This window comes from Sphingopyxis sp. SCN 67-31, assembly GCF_001725095.1.
In genome coordinates, this window is sequence record NZ_MEFH01000011.1 from 45927 (window position 1) to 72688 (window position 26762).

At 68.7% G+C, this 26762-nt stretch carries 1 protein-coding gene (only partly in view); it reads left to right on the forward strand.

Features of this window, described 5'->3' with window-relative positions:
* Positions 1 to 26762, forward strand: partial view of a CARDB domain-containing protein gene (locus ABS88_RS00845; protein WP_286748681.1) — the 5' portion only. 10273 nt of this gene lie beyond the right edge of the window; 26762 of the gene's 37035 nt are visible here — the first part of the coding sequence; its start codon is at positions 1 to 3; the stop codon falls past the right edge of the window.

A 26762-nucleotide genomic window follows, 5' to 3' on the forward strand; every position in this document is an offset into this window, starting at 1 on the left:
ATGCTCAATGGTTTTAGGCGTGGAACGTCGCCTGGCCGCCCACTCGCCAATCTCTTCAGCTTCGGGGAAGGGGCCGCGCGCATCCGCGCCGAACAGCGCAAGGCGGCGCTGCGCCGATCGTCGATCCTGTCCAGCCGCCTGTCGGTCGAGGCGCTCGAGCCGCGCCTGCTGCTGTCCGCCGACGTCGCGCCGATCGACGTCGGACTCGGCCTTGGCCTTCCGTCCGGGCTGGTCGCCAGCATGGAGCCCTCTGCCAAATTCCTGACCGTGATGCCGTTCGACGGGGCCGGCGCCGGCACCGGCATCAGCGGCATCGCGCCGGGCATCGACATGTCGGCGCTTTCGGTGCGGGTCGGCGGCTATGCGCTCGATGTCGACGGCGCCGACACGGCCAGCGGCTTTTATGCCCATGGCGGCTCCGGCGGCTCGGGATCGGCGGGCGCGCCGGGCGCCACCGCCGCGCTGACGACTTTCGGCGGGGCGGATGGGGAGGGCGAGGGGATCTCGCTTCTGTCCTTGTCGGCCCCGACGGCCGTGCCCCCGGTCACCGGTTCGCTCGACGTGCCGGGCGCGACGCAGAGCTTCACCTTCACGCTGACCGAGGCGCGCAAGGTCTATTTCGATTCGCTGACCGACCGGTCGAACATCCGCTGGTCGCTGGTCGGGCCGAACGGCACGCTCGTCAACGGCCGTGCCTTCGGCGCGTCGGATTCGATCGATATCTCCGGGTCGAACATCCTCGACCTGGCCGCCGGCGACTATCGGCTGACCGTCGATGGCGACGGCGACGCGACGGGGGCCTTCGCCTTTCGCCTGCTCGACATCGCCAATGCGGCGCCTATTCAGGCCGGCGCGCTGGTTTCGGCGCAGAACGAGGGGCGCGCCACCGACCTCTATGCCTTCGACGCGGTCGCCGGCGAACGCTATTTCTTCGACCGGCAGACGCTGACCGGCGGCACGGTGAGCTGGCGGCTGATCGGTCCCGACGGCGAATATGTGCGCGGCCCGGACTATTACAACGATTCGGGCGTGTTCGCGCTCGATCGGACCGGCACCTACACGCTCGCGATCGAGGGGGCGGACAGCAACAGCGCCGCGTTCGACTATGGCTTCATCCTGTCGCGCGTGACCGCGACCGAAGCCGCGCTGACGCCGGGCGAACTGGTGCGCGGGCGGATCGAGGGCGCGGGCGACACGATCACCTATATCTTCGACCTGGCGGGCGAGACGCGGCTGCTGTTCGATGCGCTGCGCGACGACCGCGGCTTTCAATGGAGCCTGGCCGGCCCGCGCGGCACGGTGGTCGACGGGCGCTATTTCTGGAATTCGGAAGGCAGTTCGGGCCAGCCCCTGCTGGCGCTGCCCGCGGGGCGCTACCGGCTGACGGTGGGCGGCGGCGGAAGCGACGCGCGGGGCGACTTCGCCTTCCGCCTGCTCGACGCGGGCGCGGCGCAGGACGTGACGGCGCTGCCCGGGTTCGGGGGCGCGGTCGGCGACGGCGGGGTGAGCGACGCGATCGGGCGCGGCGAGGGCGCGCCGCTCGACTATTCGGGGCTGCCCGGGACCGTCAACCACGGCTGGGACGTCAATCGGCAGAAGGACCTGATCGTCGCCGATTCGGACGCGCTGCGCCCGGCGACGCTGACGCTGGAGGCGTGGGTGCGCAGCGCGGAGGCCGTCGACGACGGCGACGGCGGCATCATCATCTTCGGCGGCGACCCCTATCAGACGATCCTGTTCAAGGGGTCGAGCACGTCGTGGGACGACGGCTATGGCCTGCTGCGGATCGGCGACACGGTCCGCTTCTATCTCAACGACTGGTACGACGCCTATATCGAGGCGCCGATCGAGAGCGAGCGGTGGGTGCACGTCGCCGCCACCTATGACGGCGCGGTCATGCGGCTGTATGTCGATGGGTTGCAGGTCGCCGAGCGCGATTTCGCCGAGGCGATCCGCCATAGCGGCGCGCCGCTGGTGATCGGCGGCGGCCCGCAGGCCTATTATCCGTGGAACGGGGCGATCGACGAGGTGCGCGTCTGGGACGTGGCGCGTTCGGCGGCCCAGATCGCCGCCGCGGCGCAGGCGCCGCTGTCGGGCGGCGAGAGCGGGCTCGTCGGCTATTGGCGGTTCGACGAGGCCGACGGATGGACCGCGGCCGATTCCTCGCCCTCCGGCTCGCCCGCGACCGGCGGCGCGCCGGCGACCGAAACGCGGCTCTACAGCTTCGCCGCGGCGAAGGGCGAGCATTGGTATTTCGACGTCGCGAGCCAGAGCGGCGCTTCGCTGACCGTGCGCGTCTACCGTCCGGACGGGACTCAACTCGTCGCGCCGACGGCGCTGGCCGACCTCAACCTCGCCAATCTGCCGATGGACGGCACCTATCTGATCGCGGTCGAAGGCGTTGTGGGCAACGGCGGTGCCGCCGCCTTTTCCGCGCGCATGGTCAAGGTCGCCGATCCGACGCGCGCGATCGCCGTCGATACCCTCGTCACGGGGCGGCGCGAGCCCGGCGAGCGGCACACGCTGACCTTCACCCTGACGCAGCCGGCGCGGCTGCTGTTCGATTCGCTGACCAGCCGCTGGGACCTCCACTGGACGCTGACCGGACCGCGCGGCGCCGAAGTGAACCAGCGCGCCTTCGCCTATTCGGATTCGCTCGACCTGTCGTCGGGTCTGTCGTCGCTGCTCGACCTGCCCGCCGGCACCTATAGCCTGATCGTCGACGGCAGCGTCGGCGAGGCGGTCGATTACGCCTTTCGCCTGATCGACACCGCGAACGCTCAGGCGGTCGCGTTCGACGCCGACGTCACCGGCAGCTTCGCGACCGGGGGGACGAGCAACGTCTATCGCTTCGACGCCGCGGCGGGCGACAAGGTGACGCTCGAACGGCTGATCGATGCGACATCGAGCGACTACAGCATCGGCTGGCGGCTGTTCGACCCGTTCGGGCGGCAGGTGACGAACGCGAACTACCTCCATGGCACCTCGACCGTCGATCTGCGCGTCACCGGCACCTATACGCTTGCGATCGAGCAGCGGGTCGGAGCCGCGCCGATCGGCTATGGCTTCCGCGTCAACCTGACCGAGCATGTCGCGCTGCCCGACATATCGGGCGGCGCGCTGTTCCAGCCCGGCGACACGCTGTCGGGCACGCTGGTCGCCGGCGGCGAGCCGGGGCTGCATCGCTTCACCGTCGCCGGTCCGACGCGGCTCACTTTCGATTCGCTGACCAACGACAGCGGCAAGACTTGGACGCTGCTGGGGCCGAACGGCGTCGAGGTGAGCAGTCGCAGCTTCAGCGCCAGCGACGGCACGAGCATCAGCGGCAGCGCGGTGATCGACCTTCCCGCGGGCGGAACCTATCAGTTGCGGGTGTCGGGCACGGCCGGCGCCTATTCGATGCGGCTGCTCGACCTGGCGGCGGCGACGCCGATCACGCCCGGCGGCGCGCTGGTCGAGAGCCGGCTGCTGCCCTCGCGCGCGACCGACATGTACAGCTTCACCGGCGTCGCCGGCGAGACGCTCTATCTCGATACCCAGACGGCGCTCAGCAGCGGCAGCTTCCGGCTGATCGATCCGTTCGGCCGGCTGGTCGTCGGGCCCGTGGGCTTCGCGGACCGCGAACTGGTGCTGCCGGTCGACGGCACCTATGTCCTGTTGATCGAGGGGCGGGTGGCGAACACCGCCGCCGACGACGATTATTCCTTTGTCCTCAACCGCCCGCGCGATCCCGCGCCGCTCGACCTGACGCTCGGCGCGCGGATCGACGGCGTTCTGGCGGCGGCGGGCGACGTCCAGCGCTATCGCTTCCAGCTTTCGTCGGAGCGGCTGCTGGCCCTCGACAGCTTCACCGGCAGCACGACGCTGACGTGGCGCCTGAAGGGGCCGGGGATCGATTATTCGGCGTCGCTGCGCGATGCCGACGGCGCCTTTCAGGGCACGCGCCCGCCGCTGATGCTGGGCGCCGGGGAATATGAGCTGCTGATCGACGGTACCGGCGCGGCGGTCGGCCCCTATGCCTTCCGCCTGCTCGACCTTGCCGCGACGGCGACGCTGCTTGCCGCCGATGGCGCGACGATCGCGGGTGCGCTGGCGCCGTCGAGCGAAACCGACGTCTATGCGCTCGACCTTTCCGCAGGCGAGACCATTGTCTTCGACGCGCAGACGGTGCCGGCATCGAGCACGATCCGCCTCGTCGATTCCTTCGGCAACGAGGTGACGGGGGCGTTGACCTTCGCCGACCGGACGCTGGTCGCGGCGGTCACCGGGCGCCACTATCTGCTGGTCGAGGGACGCGCCACAAACACGGCGGAAAGCAGCGCCTACAGTTTTGCGCTGATCCGGCCGGTCGATCCCGCGCCGCGGGCGATCGCGCTGGGCGAGACGGTCAGCACCGCGATCGCGCGGCCGACCGAGGTCAACCGCTTCACCTTCACGCTGACCGAGACGACGCGCGTCATTTTCGATTCGCTGACCAATGATTCGACGATCCGCTGGGCGCTGCGCGGCGCGACCGGGACGGTCAGTTCCGCCGATTTCTATTACAGCGATTCCTCCGAAGCGCCGGGCGAGCGGGTGCTGACGCTGGCGCCCGGCAGCTATGAGATCGCCGTGCAGGCGGACGGCTATCGCACCTCGTCCGCCAGCTTCCGCCTGCTCGATCTTGCGGACGCGGCGCCGCTGGCGTTGGGGCAGAGCGTCAGCGGGCGGCTGGAGCCGTCGAGCGAGACCGACATGTACCGCTTCGACGCGGCGGCGGGCGAGCGATATTATTTCCAGAACCTGCTGGGCATCGGCAATGCGACGCTGCGGATCATCCGGCCCGACGGGACGCAGACGCGCAATCCGGCCGGTGTCGCGGATTATGAATTCACCGCCGATCAGGCGGGCACCTATGTCGTGATGATCGAGGGGCGGGTGTGGGACGCGACGGCGCGCGATTATCGCTTTGCGCTGCACCGGGCGACGACCGCCGCGACGGCGATCGCGCTCGACGGCAATGTCGAGCAGCCGTCGCTGCTGCGCCCCGGCAAGATCGGCAATGCGCTGTCGATGACGACGCACGAGCAGATACTGGTCGACGATCCCGCGCTCGACCTGCGCGAGGATCTGACGATCGAGTTCTGGCTGAATCCCGAGCGGATGACCGACAGCTGGACGCCGCTGATCTACAAGGGCGAAGGGACCGACGGGCGCGGCTATACGCTGTGGTACAACAGCAGCGGCTATGTCCACCTGTCGAGCTATCGCGGGACGGCCAACGACACGCTGGAGACGGCCAGCGGATCGGTGCCGCAAGGCCAGTGGACGCATGTCGCCGCGGTGATCGAGCGCAGCACGGGGCAGATGCGCATCTATCTGAACGGCGTGCTGGTCGCGTCGCGCACCAATGTCCCCACCGCGCCGCATAACGGCAGCGCCGCCTCGCCGCTCTATATCGGCACCGGCCCCGAACAGAACGACAGCTATCAGAAGCTGGAAGGCGCGATCGACGAATTGCGCATCTGGGACCATGGACGGTCGGCGGAGGAAATTCTCGCCGGGATGGATGGGGTGCCGTCGGATACCGGCGGGCTCGTGCTGCGGATGGATTTCGATGCGATCACGGGCGGCACGGTCCGCAACCAGGTGTCGGGAGCGGATGTTCCCGTCCTGCGCGACCTGGCGGGACTGGACGGGGTGATCGAGGGGCGGCTGACGACGCCGGGCGATACGCGCACCTACAGCTTCACCGTCGCCGAACCGAAGATGCTGCTGTTCGACGCGCTGCACGACAACAGCCAGATGACCGTCACCATCACCGGACCGGGCGGCGTTTCGGCGGCGCGCAACATGCGCAACGGCGAAAGCCACGAATATGGAAGCGGCAATCCGCTGATCGAGGTCGGGCCGGGGACCTATACCGTGACCGTCGACGGCACCGGCGCGGCCACCGGCGCCTATGCCTTTCGCCTGATCGACGTCGCAGCCGCGCCCGTCCTGCCGCAGGGCGGCGTCGCGACGGGGCGGTCCAGCGGGTCGCGCGACAATGCCGTGTGGCGGATCGACGCGGCGGCCGGGGACCGGCTGTTCATCGACCTGCAGCAGTTCGGCGGATCGCTGGGCCGCGCCAGTTTCCGCCTGTTCGACCCCTTTGGACGGCAGATTTCCGGTCCGGTGCAGGTCGGCGACATCGACACCGGCGTGCTCGCCTATGGCGGCACCTATACGCTGGTGATGGAGATGCGCGCGGCGGTCGTGAACTGGCCGGTCGATTATCGCGTGGCGGTGTATAACATGGCGCAGACCGCGCCGGTGCCGATCACGCTCGAAGGGCCGAACCCGGATGCGCCGACGGTCGTTGCCGGGGTCGACGGCAACGCCCTGAAGCTGCGCGGGGTCGATTATGTCGAACTGCCCGACGGGCCCGATGTCGACCTGACCCGCAATTTGACCATCGAGGGCTGGTTCTTCCTCGACCGCTTCACCAGCAGCTGGATGCCCGTGGTGTCGAAGGGGCTGGGCGACACCGCGCCCTATCGCCTGGCGGTCAACAGCAGCGGCCAGATCTGGGCGACGGTGCGCGATGCCTCCGGACGCGAGGACGTCACCAGCGCGAGCGGCGTGGTGCCGACCGGCGAGTGGGTCCACATGGCGATGGTCGTCGATCGCGACAACCGGACGCTCAAACTCTATGTCAATGGCCAGGAAGTCGCGTCGCGGCAGATCCGCCTGAACGACAATGTCGACGTCGCCGACCCCTTCTACATCGGCCATTATGACGATGAGACCATCTATGCCCCGATCGAAGGGGCGGTCGACAGCTTCCGCCTGTGGGGCGTCGCGCGCAGCGCGGCGGAGATCGCCGCCGACATGGCATCGGCGCCCCCCGCCGGGACGCCGGACCTGAAGATCGCGCTCGATTTCGATTCGACCAGCCTGCCCGCGGGTGCGCTGCTGCGCAGCACCAACCCCAATGGCGTGACGGGGCGCATCGCGACGCCGGGCGCCGAGAACCGCTACAGCTTCACGCTGACCCAGACGACGCTGGCGCTGTTCGACAGCCTGACCAACAACAGCCGGCTGCGCTGGAGCCTGACCGGTCCCGATGGCGACATCATCGTCGACGGCCGCCGCTTCGACCAGTCGGATTCCTTCACCTTCACCGGCAATCCGGTGCTGGCGCTCGCGGCGGGACGCTATGAACTGACGATAGACGGCATCGACGATGCGGTCGCCGACTATAATTTCCGCCTGCTCGACCTCGCCAATGCGGCGCCGCTGGCGATGGGCAGCCGCGTGACGGCGTCGCTGACCCCGTCGAACGCGACCGCCATCCATCGTTTTTCCGCCAATGCGGGCGAATCCTTCTTCTTCGACGTGCTGAGCGTCAAGAGCGACGTGCGCTGGCGGCTGATCGACCCGAACGGCAACATCGTCTTCAACCAGCAGTCGATGGCCGACATCGACGGGCAGCTTCTGGCGCTCAGCGGGACCTATACGCTGCTGATCGAGGGGCGCATCGATCAGGGGCTGGCCGCGGCCTATGATTTCATCATCTATCCGATGGCGGTGCAGACCGCGCCGCTGACCATCGGCGCGCAGATTTCCTCCACCATCTCGCAGCCCGGCGAGCGCGACGTCTACAGTTTCACGCTGACCGAACGGACGCGGCTCGTCTTCGACTCGCTGCTCTATCAGGGCGAGCTCAACTGGTCGCTGACGGGGCCGGACGGACAGATCGTGTCGGCGCGCCGCTTCGACCAGAGCGACGGGCTGAATTTCACCGGCAACCCGGTTCTCGACCTTGCGGCCGGCACCTACACGCTGACCATCGACGGCAATCGCCAGTTCACCGGCGCCTATGCCTTCCGCCTGCTCGACCTCGCGGCGGCGGAGCTGCTGACCGCCAATCAGGGGACGACCGGCAATCTGGGGCCGCAGGGCCGCGAGACGGCGGCCTATCGTTTCGAGGCGACGGAAGGGATGCGGTTCGGCATCGATGTGCTGAACAGCCCCAACTACAATCATCGCCTGCGGCTGATCGATCCGCTGGGGCAGGTCGTGTTCGGCCCGACCTCCATGCAGGACAGCGGGCTGATGACCGCGGCGATGGCGGGCACCTATACCCTGCTGGTCGAAGGCTATGCCGCCGAAGGCAGCAATTTCAGCTACAGCTTCCTGCTCGACGTCGCGGCGCAGCCGCCCGCCAACGGGGCGACCGGACAGGATTTCGACGCCGACGGGCTGCCCTATGTGCTGGTCAATCACCAGGGGGCGGCCGCGCAGGTGCTGCGCGACGGCGAGAATGATTTCCTGCGGCTGACCGACGCGCTGAACAACAATCCGCACAACAGCGTCTTCTTCTCCGCGACCGGCAGCGGACGGCAGGACGTCGTCGATGTCGGCTTCGATTTCCGCATCGAGCGGCGCGCGGGGCAGGCGACCGACCCCGACGGCATCGCCTTCGCCTGGCTGCCCGTCGCGCTCTATGGCGCCGGCGGCCCGGGGCCGACGATCCCGCGCAGCGGGTCGAGCGGTCTCGAGCCCAATGTCGCGGGGGCGCTGGGGATCGGCTTCGACAGCTTCGCCAACAACGGCGAGGTCAACGCCAACCATGTGTCGATCCATTACAACGGGGTGAAGCTGACCGACATCGCCAGCCCCGGCCTGACGCTGGCCAGCGGCGACTGGACGCACGCGCGCATCCTGATGACGCGCACCGCCGGCGGCACGCTGCTGACCGTCCGGCTGACCGCCGAGGGCGGCACCGCGATCGAGGTCGTCACCGACTATTTCATTCCCGGCATGGAGCTGGAGGCGGGGCGCGTCGCGCTCAGCGCCTCGCAGGGCACCTCGACCGGCGATCAGGACGTCGACAATATCGCCGTCGCCATGACTCCCGCGGCGACGGCGATGCCCGCCGTGCCGTTCGGCGAGGCGGTGACCGGTTCGATCGCGCGCACCGGCGCGGTCGAGCGCTACAGCTTCACGATCACGCAGCCGACCGCGGTGGTGTTCGATCCGCTGACCAACAACGGCAATTTCCGCTGGCAGATCAGTGGGCCGAGCCAGACCCCGGCGGCGCGCCAGTTCACCGCATCGGATTCGCTGAACTTCAGCGACAATCCGGTCATGCTGCTCCAGCCGGGGACCTACAGCCTGGCGATCTCGGCCGGGACAGCGACGGGCAGCTATGCCTTCCGCCTGCTCGACCTGGCGCAGGCGGCGGCGCTGACCCCGGGCGAGCAGCAGTCGGTGACGCTGAATCCGGGCAACATGACCCAGTTGTTCCATTTCGACGCAGCCGCGGGCGAGCGCCTGTTCTTCGACTATATGAGCGGCGCGACGCTGCCCTATTGGCGGCTGATCGACCCGCGCGGAAACACGGTGTTCACCCCGCGCTCGATCGGGTCGGATTCGCAGGTCGAGCTGACCGAGACCGGCCGCTACACGCTGATGGTCGAGGGGCGCATCGCCAATGCGGAACCGCAGACGACGGCGTTCCGCCTGGTGTCGATGACCGACCGCGACGCGGCGCTGACCGTCGGTGCGACGACGCAGGGGACGGTGCCGCTGCCCGGCGACCGGATGCGCTACAGCTTCTCGCTGGCGCAGGATGCGCTGCTGCTGTTCGACAGCCTGACGGGCAACGGCAATTTCCGCTGGAGCCTGACCGGGCCGCAGGGCACGACGATCCAGGACCGGACGTTCGCCAACAGCGATTCGCAATCGCGCACCGACGCCACGCCCTTCCTGGCCGCGGCGGGCGACTATGTGCTGACGGTGTGGGCGAACAACGACGTCACCGGCGATTATGCCTTCCGCCTGCTCGACCTCGCGTCGGCGTCCGCGATCGCGCTCGATACCGTCATCGACGGCCTGCTCGAACCTGCCAACAGCACCGGCCTGTATAATTTCGTCGGCGAGGCCGGCGACAAGCTGTTCTTCGACTATCTGTCGTCGGGGCCGACGGGGCGCTGGCGGCTGATCGACCCGCAGGGCCGCCAGATCGTCTACAACAACACCGGCGCGAGCAGCGACATGGGACCGGTCGTGCTGACGCGTTCCGGCACCTATACGCTGGTGGTCGAGGGGCATGTCACCGTCGCGGGCGCGTCGGCGCCGGTCCAGTTCAAGGTGTCGAAGCTGGTCGACAAGGTCGCGCCGCTGACGCTCGGCGCAACCCATTCGGGCACGGTCGCGCAGCCGCAGCAGGAGGATGTCTATCGCTTCACGCTGGCGGAAGGCGCATTGCTGCTCGTCGATCCGCTGACCAGCGACGGCAGCCTCGTCTGGACGCTGACCGGGCCGCGCGGTGAGGTGGCGAGCAAGGGCTTCCAGAGCTCCGACGGCGCGTCGGTCGGCGCCGCCAACCCGGTGCTGGTCGTCCCGGCGGGCGACTATGAACTGCGGGTGCGCAACAACAGCACGACCGCGCGCGACTATGCGCTGCGCGTCCTCGATCTCGCCGCCGCGACCCCGATCACCCCCGGCCTGCCGGTGACGGGGACGCTGAGCCCCGGATCGGAGACCGAGGCGTTCCGCTTCGAGGGCGAAGCCGGCGAACGCTATTATTTCGACCGTCAGGCCCTGTCGGGCGGCAGCGCCTATTGGCGGCTGATCGCGCCCAACGGGCGGCAGTTGTTCAGCGGCTATTTCAACGACGTCGACAGCTACGTCCTGCCCGACACGGGCACCTACACGCTGCTGCTCGAAGGCTATATCGGCGACGTCGGTTCGGTCTATACCTATGGCTTCAACGTCTTCGAGAACCCCGAAACCGCGCCGATCCCGATTCCGGGGCTGGAGGTGCGTCCCGCCCCCGACCTGATCCCGCAGGGCGTCACGGTCAGCGGCGAGGGGGCGATCCAGTCGGGCGGCACGATCACCGTCGCGTGGCAGACGCGCAACGACGGCACGCTGCCTGCGACCGGGACATGGTCGGACCGGCTGATCCTGCGCAACCTCGACACCGGGCAGATCATCGGCAATTTCGTGATAGCCGACAACGGCGGCGACCTGGCGCCGGGCGCGTCGCGCCAGCGCCAGACGACGGTGAGCCTGCCGACCGGCAACGCCGGCGTCGGCCGGATCGTCGCGATCGTGACGACCGATATCGCGAACGCGGTGGCGGAGGAGAATGCCTCGGGATCGGCCGAGACCAACAATGAGGCGTCGGTCGAATTCCAGTCGATCCTCGCGCCCTTCATCGACCTGAGCGTCGGCCAGGTCGCGGTGGAACCGGTGAGCGGCTGGAAACCCGGCGATACCGTCACGATCAACTGGACGACCACCAACAGCGGCAACCGGCCGACCGCGGGCGCCTTTTCGGAGCGCATCGTCGTGCGCAACGCGTCGAGCGGGCAGCAGGTGCTGCTCGCCACCGTCGCGGCGGCCCCGATCGACGCGGGCGCGTCGCGCAGCGGCAGCTACAGCATCGTCTGGCCCGAGGGGCTGATCGGGCACGGCCAGTTCAGCTTCACCGTCACCACCGACATCCTCGATCAGGTCGCGGAGGCGAACGACGCCGGAACCGGCGAGACGAACAACGCGGCGGCGCTGACGATCACCTCGGCCCCCGATCTGGTGATCCGCGACATGGCGATCGACGCCACCGCCCCGCAGGCGGGCGACAGCATCACGCTGAGCTGGACCGAGGCCAATATCGGCAATGCCGCGACGCTGGCGGGCTGGAACAACCGGGTGCTGGTGCAGAACATCACCACCGGCGAGACTTTGCTCGATACCGCGGTCGCGAGCGACATGCTGCTCGCCGCCGGGGCGGAGCGGGCGCGCAGCTTCACCTTCAAGCTGCCCGACGGCGCGCGCTCGGTCGGGTCGATCCGCGTCACCCTGTATGCCGACCAGAATGCCGGGGGCGGCGGCAATGCGGTGCGCGAGGTCGCCGACGGCCGCAACGCCGAAGGCAACAACAGCGCGCAGCTGACGACGCCCGTCGCGGCGCGCGTCTATGCCGACCTGCGCGTCGGCGACGTCGGCGCGCCGCCGACCGCGATCGGCGGCGGGACGATGACGGTGAGCTGGCGGGTCGACAATGCCGGCGCGCCGGCGTCGGCCGAGGGCGGCTGGGTCGACCGGGTGATCCTGAGCGCCGACGCGGTGCTCGGCAACGGCGACGACATCGTCATCGGCGAATATCGCCGCACCGATCCGCTCGCCGAAGGCGGCAGCTATACGGCGTCGCTCGACATCGCGCTGCCCTCCGACATCGGCGGCCTCTATCGCCTGTTCGTCGTCACCGACGCGGGACAGGCCGTGGTGGAGCCCGATACGCGCGCCGACAACGCCAGCGCGCCGGTGGAAATCCAGATCAGCGCGACCGCGCCGAACCTGGTGGCGGACGCGGTGTCGGGGCCCGCCGGCACCGTGTTCGGCGGCGATCCCTTCACCGTGTCGTGGCGCGTCCGCAACACCGGCGACGCCCCCGCCGCGGGCGGGCATATCGACCGGCTGATCCTGTCGGCCGACGGCGTCGTCGACGCGAACGATCTGGTGCTGGCCGAGGTGGTGCGCGGATCGGGGCTCGCGGTCGGCGACAGCTACACCGCCAGCGTCGAGGTGCGGGTGACCGACGGCCGCGTCGGCGACTATCGCCTGATTCTGGTGACCGATGCCGGGCAAACGGTGTTCGAGAATTTCCTGGAAGGCGACAACAGCGCCGTGTCGCCGGTGGTGCGCTTCGCCGCGACGGCGGCGCCCAATCTGGTCGTCGACAGCGTTTCGGTGCCGCCGGGCGCGGTGCCCGGCGAGACCGTCCTCGTCACCTATGTCATCCGCAACACGGGCGAGAGCGCGGCGACCGCGCCGTGGGTCGACCGTATCTATATCGACGACGACACGACGATTTCGGGCGCGCAGCAGCTTGTGTCGGTGCCGCGCAATTTCGATCTTGCGCCCGGCGAAACCTATGAGGTCAAGCAGCTCGTCACCATTCCGACCGGCTATACCGACGGCGAATGGCGCATCTTCGTGCGCGCCGACGCGCAGGGCCAGGTCTATGAAGGCGGGCGCGACGGCGACAACGACGGCATGTCGGGCGCGCTGATGCTGACCCATCCGGACCTGGTGCCGGTGCTGATCCAGGGGCCGGAAGGCGGCAACGCCGAATCCTTCTCCGAAATCGAGGTGCGCTGGCAGATCCGCAACGACGGCACCGGTTCGACGCTGGGCGGCTGGACCGATACCGTCTGGCTGTCGCGCGACGATGTGGTCGGCGCGGGCGACATCAAGCTGGGCGAGCTGATCGCGCAGGCGCAGCTCGCGGCGGGCGCGATCTATGACGGGGTGCTCAAGGTCACGCTGCCGATCGACGCCAGCGGTCCCTGGCGCCTGATCGTCCAGTCGGACAGCGGCGGGGTCGTCGCCGAAACGGCGGCGGGCGAGGCGAACAACATCGGGTCGATCGCGCTCAACGTCGGGCTGTCCGATTATGCCGACCTTGAGGTCAGCGACGTCACGGCGCCCGCGCAGACGATCGACGATCCCGCGCGCGTCCGCGTCGAGTGGACCATCACCAACGTCGGCACCGGCGCCGGTTTCACCCACGGCTGGACCGACCGGGTGATCGTGTCGCGCGACGGCGTGCTCGGCAACAATGACGACATCGTGCTCGGCGAATATGTCCACAGCGGCGCGCTGAACGTCGGAGAGACCTATCGCGCGGGGCTCGACCTGATCCTGCCGGCCGGATTCCACGGCCGCTACACGCTGTTCGTGCAGTCGGACGCGAAGGGCGAGGTGTTCGAGAATGGCGCGGAGGCGAACCGCGGCGTGCTGGCGGGGAATTTCGACGTGTCGCCGATTCCGTGGGCGGACCTGGTCGTCGCGTCGGTCGCGGTTCCCGCCGGCGCGGTGTCGGGACAGACGATCGACGTCACCTGGCGCGTCACCAATCAGGGCATCGGGCTGACCAACAGCGGCGAGTGGTTCGATCAGGTCTATCTGGAACGGACCGACGGCACCGGCCGGGTGCGGCTGGGCAGCGTCAACCACCTCGGCTATCTGGCGCCGGGCGCCAGCTATGACCGCACGGCCAGCTTCCGCCTGCCCGACGGGCTGTCGGGCGCCTATCGCATCGTCGTCGAGACGCCGGGGTCGAGCGACCCGCGCAGCGGCCCCTATGAGTTCGTGTTCACGACCAACAACAGCCGCGCGTCGGACGCGATGGCGATCGCGCTCGCGCCGCCGCCCGACCTGGTCGTCGACAGCATCTCCTTCCCCGCGACGGGTGTCGAGGGGCAGGTCATCGACGTCGAATGGACCGTCCGCAACGCCGGCACCGCCAATGCGACCGGGACGTGGACCGACCGCGTCTATCTGCGCAAGGTCGGCGACACGGGCGCCGGCACGCTGATCGGCACCTACAGCTACACCGGGCCGCTGGAGGCCGGAAAGACCTATAGCCGCAAGGAGGAAATGCGGCTGCCGTCGAAGACGAGCGATCAATATGAGCTGATCGTCGTCACCGACGCGGGGAACAGCGTCTACGAGCATCTGAACGAGGACAACAACCGGCGGGTCAGCAGCACCGCGATCCTGGTGTCGGCGCTGCCGCGACCCGACCTGCGCGTCAGCGAGGTCATCGCCCCCGACCGCATCACCGCCGGCGCGACCGCGTCGATCGAGTTCAAGGTCGTCAACCAGGGGCTGGTCGCCGCCAACGGGCTGTGGACCGATCAGGTGTGGCTGTCGCTCGACGACAAGATTTCCAACGACGACATATTGGTGTCGAGCCTGCAGAACCCGTCGGCGCTCGGCTCGCTCGAGGAATATCTGTCAGCCTCGGGGACCTTCACCATCCCCAAGCGCTTCCGCGGCACCGTCTATATCCTCGTCGCCACCGACAGCGGCAACGCCATCGACGAATGGCCGAACGACACGGCGCAGAGCAATATCGTCGCGCATGAGATCTTCGTCGATCCGATCCCCTTCGCCGATCTGGTGGTCGACAGCGTCGTCGCCCCGGCGCAGGCGTTCGAGGGCAACAGCGTCACGGTGCGCTACAGCGTCACCAACCGCGGCGCCGGCGACACCGACCTCGGCCGCTGGACCGAGCAGATCTGGCTGACCCGCGACAAGAACCGGCCGCATCCGGGGCAGGGCGACATCCTGCTGACGACGCTGACCTATGACGGCGGCATCCTGGTCAAGGATGCGGGATACGACCGCGAACTGACGCTGACGCTGCCCGAGGGGCTGGTGTCGGGCACCTATTACATCATGCCGTGGGTCGACCCCTATGCGACGCTGCTCGAGGATTCGCTCGCGACCAACGTCAATCCCGACGACCCGAACGAGATCAACAGCAGCAACTATCGCGCCCGTGCGATCGACATCGTCGGCGTCCCGCCGCAGACCTTCACCCGCGCGATCGCCGTCGATGCGGTCACGGCCGATCCGGTCGGCGTCGGCGGGGGGCAGTTCAACGTCAGCTGGACGGTCCGTTCCAACGGCAACGCGGCTGCGGCCAAGTGGATCGATCGCGTCTATCTGGCCGATGCGCCGCTGCTCGAAAATGCGACGCGGCGCTTCGACCTCGGCAGCTTCGACAATCTGAAGCCGCTCGACCCCGGCCAGTCCTATACCAACAGCCAGACCTTCACGCTGAACCCCGCGGCGGCGGGGATGTACGTGATCGTCGTATCGCAGCTGGCGGGCGATCCGAACAATCTCGACAACAACGGCTTTGCCGCGACCAGCGTCACCAACGCGCCCGCCGACCTGCGCGTCGTCCAGGTGGTGCCGGCGGCGCCGACGGCCCCGGCCTATTCGGGCGAGAAGACCAGCGTCACCTATACGGTCGAGAACCGTGGCGGCGCGGTGTGGAGCGGCACCCAATATTGGACCGACGAAATCTGGATCTCGAAGGACCCGGTGTTCGACACCCGCCGCGCGCAGAAGGTCGCGACGGTCAACGTCACCAACGGCCCGCTCGGCGCCGGGCAGAGCTATAGCCGCACCGCCGAATATTCCCTGCCGCCGGGGGTCGAGGGCGAATATTACGTTTATGTCGTCGCGAACTCGGCCGGCAACACGCCGGTGCCCACCGACATCGTCCGCGACGGCGGCAACAGCGCCCTGCTCGACCGCTTCGCCAAATATGCCTTCGAACTGCCGCAGGGCAACGTCGGGCAGGCGGCCTTCCCGGTCGTCTATCGCGAGCCCGACGTGCGCGTCACCGAACTGACGCTGCCCGACACTATCGCCGCGGGCAGCACGATCACCATCAGCTTCAAGGTCGAGAATGTCGGCAACCGCGCGACGCGCGAGGACAGCTGGACCGACCGCGTCTATCTGTCGCTCGACGCCTCGCTCGACGAAGGCGACTGGCTGATGTCGCGCGAGAGCGCGCCCGGCGTGATCGTCCGTGCCGAGAACAAGCATGTCGGCGTGCTGGAGGCCGGCGAATCCTATTACGCCACCGTGACGGTGACGCTGCCCTTCGAGCTGAACGGGGCGATGCACGTCATCGCGATGACCGATTCGGAGCTCGCCGATTCGGGCTATGCGAACAGCACCCTGTCGCCGCGCCTCAACGGCGTGCGCGGATCGCTGGCGGGCAAGGTCCGCGAGTTCCAGGGCGAAGGCAATAACAGCACCGCGAAGGCGGTAACGCTGACCCCCTATACGCCGCCCAACCTTCAGGTGACGGCGCTCACCGCGCCCGAACGCGCGGTGCGCGGACAGACCTTCCGCCTCGAATATCGCGTGACCAACAACGGCGGGGCGACCCCGGCGCTTCAGGCGCAGTGGGACGACCTGATCTATCTGTCGCGCGATCCGTTCCTCGACCTGACGTCCGACCGCTATATCGGATCGGTCCGCCACACCGGCGGACTGGCGGCCGGCGACAGCTATGACGTCGCGCTCGACCTTGCGGTGCCGACCGACCTCGGGACCGAGGCCTATTACGTCTTCGTCGTGTCCGACCCCGCGCGCTACAACGCGACCGGACAGGTCTTCGAGAGCGACGAGCGGGACAATGCGCGCGTCAGCGCCGTCCCGATGGTGATCGAATTGCCGCCGCCGACCGATATCCAGGTCATGGACATCACCGTGCCCGATACCCAGCGGCCCGGCGACGAAGTGACGATCAGCTGGACGGTGAAGAATGTCAGCGACGTCGTCGCGGCTGGGCGCTGGACCGACGCCGTCTATCTGTCGCGCGACGCGACCTGGGACGTCGGCGACAAGCTGCTCGGCCGCGCCGATTACGGCGGCGTCCTCAATCCCGACGGCACCTATACGCTCAGCCTGACGACGACGCTGCCCGGCGCGGCGGCGGGCGACTATCGCATCATCGTCCGTGCCGACGTGCGCAACCAGTTGCACGAGGATGTCGGCGAGGCGAACAACACCACCGCGTCGGCCGAGACGCTGTCGATCGCCGTCGATACGCTGACGCTCGGCATTCCGCTGACCGTCGCGCTGGCGCCGGGGCAGGAGCGGCTCTACCGGATCGAGGTTCCCGCCGACAAGACGCTGCGGCTGCGCGTCGGCTCCGACGACGAACGCAGCATCAACGAGGTGTTCGTGCGCCACGACGAGGTGCCGACCTCGGCCGCGTTCGACGCGACCTATACCGGCCCGCTGGCGCAGGAACTGACGGCGATCGTCCCCGGCACCGAACCCGGCGTCTATTATGTGCTGGTGCGCGGCTACAGCGGCCCCGCCGACGGATCGCAGGTGACGCTGGTCGCCGACCTGCTGCCGCTGGTCATCACCGACATCCAGACCGATCGCGGCGGCGATTCGCGCTATGTGACGACGACGATCAAGGGCGCGCAGTTCCACCCCGACGCCATCGTCAAGGTGTCGCGTCCCAATATCGCCGAATATGAACCCGTCGCGTGGAAGGTCGTCGACGCGTCGACGATCATCGCGACCTTCGATTTCACCGACGCGCCGCACGGCCTTTACGACATCAAGGTCATCAACCCCGACGGCGCCCAGTCGAGCGAGCCCTATCGCTTCCTGATCGAGCGCGGGATCGAGCCCGAGGTGACGATCGGCGTCGGCGGCCCGCGGGTGATCCTGGCGGGCGACCAGGCGACCTATTCGGTGGCGCTGGAGAACCGGTCGAACCTCGACGCGCCCTACACCTATTTCCAGGTCGGCGTGCCCGAGCTGGGCAGCAACCAATATGTCTATGGCCTGCGCTTCCTCGACTTCTTCACCAACGTCCGCGGCGCGCCCGAAGGCGTGCTGGCGGGGGTCAACGCGCTGGTGCCGTGGCTGGGCCTCGAATCGATCACCAACACCAACGGTCAGCTCATCACCTCGGGCTTCCTCTACGATCATCCGGCCGACGGCTTCACGGGCTTCACCTTCAACGTGTCGACCTATCCGGGGCTGAAGGCGATGGCGGATCGCTCGTTCGAGGCGTTCCGCGCGCAGATGGCGCAATCCTTCCCGTCGCTCGACAATCTGCTGGCGGCGGGCGAGGGGAATCTCGAAAACTGGTGGGATGCGGTCAAGGACCTGATCGCCGACCAGCTTCCCGCCGCGCGCGGGGTGCTCGACCAGCTCGACTTCGTCGGCCTCTATCAGTCGAACGCCGCGACGCCGAGCCGCGACGAGATTCCGTTCATCCCGTTCCGCTTCCACATCCTCGCCTCCGCGACGACGATGACGCGGGCGGAGTTCGTCGCCTTCCAGATGAACGAGGCCCTGCGGCTGCGCGACGCAATACTGGCGGCGGACGACGCGCCGCCCGCGCTGCTGGCGCTCGCCGCGAGCGAGCGGGACTGGGTGAATCTGTATCTTGCCGCGCTGGAGGATGCGGGATTGCTGCGTCCCGAGGGCGAGGTGCCGCCGATCCGCACGCAGGCGCATATCGTCAGCCTGATGGCGACGCTGGCGTCGGGCATCCTCTATGGTCCGGTGGGCAGCGAAATCCGCTCGAACGGCGATTACCTCGGCTTCTTCGAGCAGGTGCGCGCGCTGTACGGCCACAAGAACGGCCAGATGGCGGCGATCGAATATATGGATCCGCGCCAGAGCCCGCGCTACACGGGCGAGGTGCCGATCCCGGCGCTTCCCGACCCCGCCGACTATGATCTGGGCCTGAGCGGTCCGACCTGGTTCGAGGCGTTCCGCGTCTATGTCCCCTGGGTCGATTTCGCGCAGCGCGGCGCGGGCCTGCCCGCCGATTTCCAGATCAACGGACCGGAGCCGGTCGACGGCGATCCGCTGGCGCAGCTCGATTTCTCGCGCTTCTTCACCAGCGGCGGCGCGGGTGGGCGGCTGGCGTCGATCACCGGGCCGCAGACGATGGACACGCTGGGCTGGCTGCCCGCGTCGGCCGAGCTTCCCTACAGCATCGGCTTCGAGAATTCGGCCGGATCGTCGCGCTACACGAACGAGATTCGTATCGTCACGCAACTCGACCCGCAGCTCGACGCGCGCAGCTTCACCTTCGGCGATATCCGCATCGGCGACATCACCATCGACGTGCCCGACGGGCGGACGAGCTTTCAGGCCGAATACGACTTCGTGCGCACGCGCGGTTTCATCCTGCGCGTCAGCGCGGTGCTCGACCTCTATCAGCAGCCCGCGAGCGCGAGCTGGCTGATCCAGGCGATCGATCCGGTGACGGGCGAGGTGCTGCAGGACACGACGCGCGGCCTGCTGGCGCCCAACAACGCGCAGGGGTCGGGCGCGGGCTTCGTTTCCTATGCGGTACGGCCGGCGGCCGACGTCGCGACGGGCGAGACCATCGCCGCGTCGGCGCGCGTGCTGATGGACGGCTTCGCGCCCGAGGACACGACGATCCTCAACCAGATGGTCGACGGCAAGGCGGCCGAAAGCCGCCTGACCGCGACGCGCATCGGCACCACCGACGATTATCGCATCGACTGGAACGTCCGCGACGACAATGGCGGGTCGGGCGTGCGCCACGTCACCCTTTATGTGGCAGAGGATGGCGGCGATTTCCGCATCTGGCAGCGGCGGCTGACCGACGCGTCGGGATCGCTGGTGTTCGAGGGCGAGGCTGGAAAGACCTATGAGTTCCTGGCGCTGGCGACCGACGTCGCGGGCAATCGCGAGGTGCCGAAGCCCGGCGTCAACGCCGTCGCCGACGGATCGGGCGTCAATCTGGGCGCGCTGCCGACCGTGCCGGGGACGACGCCGCCCAATTTCGGGCAGGCGCCCGAACCCTCGCCCGCGCCGTCGACCAACGCGCTGTTCACCGCGGCCGAAGCCAAGGTTCCCGCCGCGGCGGCGCTGTCGGCGCCCAGCGAGTTCGACGCGATATTGAGTCCGTTCATCGCGCGCGCCTTTGCCGTGGGCATCGGGCAGAGCGACGGCGGCATCGGTCCGATGGCGATCGTCGAGGCGCCCGACGGCAGCATCCTGGTTTCGGGCGGCGCCAATCGCGGCACCATCTGGCGCTTCGACGCGCGCGGCGGGGCGGCGGGCACGCCGCTCGCCGAACTCGACGTGCCGGTGTTCAACATGGCCTTCGACCTCGAAGGGCGTCTGTGGGCGACGACGGGCGGCGGCGCGCTGCTGCGGCTCGACCCCGACACCGGCGCGGTAATCGAACGTCATGGCGACGGCATTACGATCGCGATCGCGGTGCATCCCGAAAGCGGCGCGATCTATGTCTCGACCAACGCCGGCATTTCGGTCTTCGACCCCGACGACGGCAGCTTCACCCAGTGGAGCCGCGACGAGAATCTGCGTGTCGGCAGCCTCGCCTTCGACGGCGACGGCACGCTGTGGGCCGTGACCTGGCCCGACCGCAAGCAGGTCGTGCGCTTCAACGACCGCGCGCGGGCGGAGACGATGCTGACCTTCGACGCGCCCGCCGATTCGATCGCCTTCGGGCGGAGCGGAACGCGGCTCGAAGGGCTGATGTTCGTGTCGCACACCGCGGGCAAGGTCGCCGACACCGGCCTTGCCGCCGAGGGCAGCGAGCTGACGATGGTGGACATGGCGACGCTGCGCCGCATCGCGGTGGCGACGGGAGGATCGCGCGGCGACGTCGTGCATGCGACCAGCGACGGGCGGCTGCTGATCAGCCAGAGCGGGCAGGTCGATGTCGTCGCCCCGGCGACCGTGCCGGCGGTCGTCGCCACGAATCCGCCCGCCGGATCGAATGCGGTGCTGCCGATGCCGTTCCTGACCGTGACCTTCGATCAGGACATGTTCGTCGGCGCGGCCAGCGATGCCGCCTCGGTCACCAACCGCCAATATTACGAACTGACCGACGACAGCGGCAAGACGCACGCGATCCGGTCGGTCTCCTACGACGCGACGACGCGCACCGCGGTGCTGGAGGTCGGGACGTTGCTTGCCGGTTCCTACCGGCTGACGGTCAAGGCGGGGATTGCCGCCGCGACCGGCCAGCGCATGGCGGTCAATTACCAGAGCGCGTTCCAGGCGTATGACGATATTTCGATGCTGGTCGATGTCGTGTTCAGCGACACGCGGATGGACCGCCTGACCGGCACCATCTCCTACAAGGTGACGATCACCAACCGCACCGACGGGCCGATCACGCTGCCGGCGCTGTTGACCATCGATCCGCTCGGCGGCTTTCCGGGCGTTCCGACCGACGCCTCCGGACGCACCGACGACGGCCGCTGGCTGGTCGATCTGGCTTCGGCGCTGCCGCCGGGCGGCGTGCTGGAGGCCGGGCAGAGCACGAGCGGCCGCACCGTGTCGATCACCGCGCCGGGCGACCGGCGGCTGGAGTTCGCCGCGGGCATCGTCGCCGGCACGCTGCCCAACACCGCGCCGAGCTTCACCAGTCAGGCGCCCGACCGCGCCAGGGTCGGCCAGGCCTTCGCCTATCAGGCCGCCGCGAGCGATGCCGAGGGGCAGACGGTCGTCTTCGGCCTGCTGACCCATCCCGACGGCATGACCATCGACGCCGACACCGGGCTGATCCGCTGGACGCCCGGGCCCGACAGCCCGGCGAGCGTCGCCGTGGTGGTCGAAGCCTTCGATTCGCGCGGGGCGGTGTCGCTTCAGCGCTTCGTGCTGGCGGTCGAAGGCGGCAACAGCGCGCCCGAGTTCCGCAACGCGCCGATACGCGTCGAGGGAGCGGAAGGGCAATTGTTCGAATTCCAGCTTGCCGCCACCGACGCCGATTTCGATCCGCTCACCTATTGGGTCGACGGCCTGCCCGCCGGCGCGAGCTTCGACCCGGTGACGCGCATGTTCAGCTGGCTCACCGACTATCGCTCGGCGGGCACCTATGACGTGCGCTTCTATGTCACCGACGGGATCAGCCGGGACGAGGCGCTGATCTCGCTGGTCGTTGCCGACCGCAATCAGCCGCCGCAGGTGGTGCCGGTCGCCGACCGCAGCGCCCGCGAAGGCGATTTCATCCGCTTCCGCATCAACGCGACCGCCGACAGCGACCGGCCGCTGACCTTCTCCAGCCCCTCGCTGCCGTTCGGCGCGACGCTGAACCCGACGACCGGCGCGTTCGAATGGACGCCGACCTATATCCAGGCCGGCGACTACAACGTCACCTTCGACGTCAGCGATGGCGAAACCACGGTGCGCTTCACGACGAAGATCACGGTACTCAACGCCAATGCGGCGCCGGTGTTCGACCAGCTCGACGGGTGGCAGGTGCTCGAAGGCCAGCTTCTGGTCTTCAAGGCGTTCGCCTTCGATCCCGACAATCCCTATTACACGCCCGCGCTGCGCAACATGCAGACCGGCGAGGTCGTGGCGACCACCAGCCTGCCCAAGACGGTGACGGTCGAGCTGTTGTCGGCGCTACCGCCGGGCGCGACCTTCGACCCCGAGACCATGGAGCTGCGCTGGACGCCCGACAATGCGCAGGCCGGCGATTACGAGCTGCGCTTCCGCGCCACCGACACGGGCGACGGCGACGAGCCGCCGCTGTCGACCGAGATCACGGTGCCGATCCGCGTGTTCAACCAGAACCGCCGCCCCGAAGTGCGGACGATCGAGAATGTCACCGTGGCCAAGGACACGGTGGTCGAGATTCCGGTTTCGGCCTTCGACGCCGACGGCAATCCGTTGCGCCTCGCGGCGATCAACGAAAGCCCGTTCCAGCCGCTGCCGCCCTTCATCACCTTCGTCGACAATGGCGACGGCACCGGCGTGATGCGGATCGCGCCGGGCGCGAACCATCGCGGCGACCATGCGGTGACGGTGACCGCGACCGACGACGGCGACGGCACCGGGATCCCGCTGACCGGCGCCTATACCTTCATCATTTCGGTCACGAGCCCCAACGAAGCGCCGGTGATCGGCCATATCGGCAATCTGGTCGCGGTGGCCGGTCAAAAGCTGACGGCGACGATCGACGTTCGCGACATGGACCAGGATGCCTTGTCCTATGCGCTGTCGGGCCTGCCCGGCGCGACCGTGACGCCGACCTCCGTCTATGGCCGCGTGACGCTGGAGTGGACGCCGACGGCGGCTGAGATCGGCAGCTATGACGCCAGCCTGACCGTCACCGACAGCGGCAACGGCGTCACGCTGGCGGCCAGCGACACGCGGGCATTCCGCGTCGTCGTCCGCGCCGCCAACAGCGGCCCGCAACTGACCCCGGTCGGCGACAAGGCGATCGCCGAGGGCGAGGAACTGCTGTTCAGCCTGCGCGGGATCGACGCCGACGGCGACGACATCAGCTTCACGATGGAGGGTGCGCCCGAGGGCGCGACGCTCGATCCGGTGACCGGTCTGTTCCGCTGGAAACCGGCGCTGAACGCCGCCGGCAGCTACCAGATCCTGTTCGCGGCCGGCGACGGCCATTCGCGCAGCACCGAGCGGGTGACGATCACCGTCGCCAACGCGAACCAGACGCCGCTGTTCGTGCCGATGGCGACGCAATTGCTGCGCGAGGGCGCCGCGTCGACCTTCACCGTCGTCGCGGCCGATGGCGACGGCGATCCGCTGTCGCTGTCGGTGGTCAGCGGCCTGCCCGCGGGCGCGCTGTTCGTCGCGGCGCGCGGCGAGCTGCAATGGACGCCCGGCTATGACCAGGCGGGCGATCATCTGATCCGCTTTGCCGCGACCGATCCGTCGGGCGCGGTCGGCACCATCGACGTGCTGGTGCGCGTCGCCAATGTGAACCGCGCGCCCACGATCACCGAGGGTTATCATGCCTTCCTGATCGGCGAGGAAAAGCGCTTCCGCATCGCGGCGCAGGACCCCGACAGCGACGACACGCTGACCTTCAGCGCCGAAAACCTGCCCGAGGGCGCGATGATCGACGCCGCGACGGGCGAGTTCGTCTGGATGCCGGGACCGGGGCAGGCGGGCGACTATGTCGTGACGCTGATCGTCAGCGACGGGCGCGCGACGACGCGGCGGACCGTGCTGATGCGGGCGCAGCTCGAACCCGCGGCGCCGACGCTGCGGATCGAGACGACCCCCAGCTTCGCCGCGACGCCGGGGCAGAAGGTGCTGCTCCATCCGACGGCGGACAGCCTGTCCGACATCGTGTCGCTGCGCCTGTGGGTCGACGGGCAGGAGGTCGCGCTCGACGCCAATGGACGCGCGACGATCACGGCCGGCAATCCCGGCAAATATTGGGTGCGCGCGACGGCGGTCGATGCCGATGGCGGAACCGCGACGGTCGAGCAATGGCTGAAGGTCCGCGATCCCGCCGACAAGGCGGCGCCGGTCGTCGCGTTCGGCGGCGGGATCGACGCGATGATCGTGCGCGGCGCGCTCGACGTGCGCGGCAGCATCGCCGACACCAATCTCGATTTCTGGACGCTGCAACTGATCGGCGCCGACGGCAGCGTGCAGGACGTCGCACGCGGCGACGCGGCCGCCGACGGCGTGCTGGCGACGCTCGACGGACGGCGGCTGGCTGACGGCTTCTATACGCTGCGTCTGACCGGGCGCGACATTTCGGGACGCACGAGCGTCGCGAGCGCAGCGGTCGAGGTGCGCACCGGCGCCGACAAGCTGGGGCGCTATCAATCGACCCATGTCGATGTTTCGGCGCAGCTCGGCAGCGTGCCGTTCGCGCTGACCCGCGCCTATGACAGCCTGACCGGCGAATGGATCTTCCTGGGCCTCGACGTCGCGATGGAAACCAACGCCGGGACGCTGCCCGGCGTCGGCGGGGCGCTGCCCGGTTTCGAGCAGGGCACGCGGCTGATGCTGACGCTGCCGACCGGCGAGCGCGCGGGCTTCACCTTCCGCCCGGTGGCGGAGACGATCGGTTCGGTGACCTTCTATCGCCCCGCCTGGGTGGCGGACAGCGGCAACGGCTGGACGTTGCAGTCGATCGACCGCCAGCTTCGCAAGGTCGGCGGAGCCTATTTCGATGTCGAGACCGGGCTGGCCTACAACCCGGCGTCGCCGGTCTACGGCAACCGCGACTATGTGCTGAAGGGACCGGACGGCACGACCTACGTGATCGACAGCGGCAACGGCACGGTAGAAATCCGGTCGGCCGCGGGAATGCTTCTGGTCGGCGATGGCGGCGTGACCGCGCTGGGCGGCGCGGCGCTCCAGTTCCTGCGCGATGCGGCGGGCCGCGTCGTGCAGGTGACCGGACCCGGTGGGTCGGCCACCGTCTATGAATATGACGACGCCGGGCGGCTGACCGCGGTGCGCGACCTCGCGACCGGGGCGGGGGTCCGCTACGGCTATGTCGACGGGCGGCTCGCCATCGAGATTCCGTCCGATGGCGAGGGGCGGCGCATCGACTATGCCGCCGACGGCAGCGTCACGACCAGCGTCGTGCGCGACGATCTGGGCAGCGCCGCGGCCTTCACCGGCAAACCCTTCGCCGGCACGCTGCCCGCCGGGGGCGGCAGCGACAGCTATGCCTTCACCGTGCGCGCGAGCGAGATCGCGGGGATGGAGAGCGGCGCGTTGATCCTGCGGGTCGCGACCACGGGCGATGCGATCCCCGAAATCGCCGGGCTGACCGCCATCGCCAGCAGCGTGTCGGGCGGCCAGCGGGTCACGCTGTTCGCGCTGCGCGAGGCCGGACTGCACGAACTGATCGTGACCGGCGCCGGTGCCTATGGCGTCGAGATGCGCATCGCCGGCGACATCAATGGCGACGGCAGGGTCGACGGCGTCGACAGCGCGGCGGTGATCGCGGCGCTGGCGGGCGCCGATGTCGACGGCGATGGCGTCGTCGATGCCACCGACACGCAGCTCGTCGCGGCCAACTACGGCTTCCGCGCCAACCAGGCGCCGGTGATCGCCGACGCCATCGATGCGGTGAAGACCCACGTCGACCTGTCGGCCTGGATCGACCTGGGCAAGGTCGCGACCGATCCCGACGGCGACCGCCTCTATTACCGGATCGTCGGCGTCACCGGCGGCTCGGCGGTGCTGACCGCCGACGGCCGCTCGGTCGTCTTCACCCCCGACGCCGGGTACAGCGGCGCGGCCGCAATCCGGATTTCCGCCGACGACGGCTTCGGCACCTCGGCCGAGGGCGTGATCGACATCGCGGTGTCCGACGCGCGGCTGGTCGCGATCGATTTCGACCTGCGCCGCGTCCGCTTCGCCGAAGAAGGCGGGGTGGCGCCGATCATGGTGATCGGTCAGTTCGAGGATCAGGCCGACGTCTATCTGCCGCTATCCTATCTGAACGTGACGGTCGCCAACCCCGAGGTGGTGCGCTGGGGCGACGATGGGCTGCTGACCGCGCTGCGCGACGGCGCGACCTATATCAAGGTCGAGCGGGGCAGCATCGCGGCGGCGACGGTCGTCACCGTCGGGTCGCCGAAGGACGGCGACGAGATATTGACCGCCGTCTACAATATCGACGCCTATCCCGACAATGT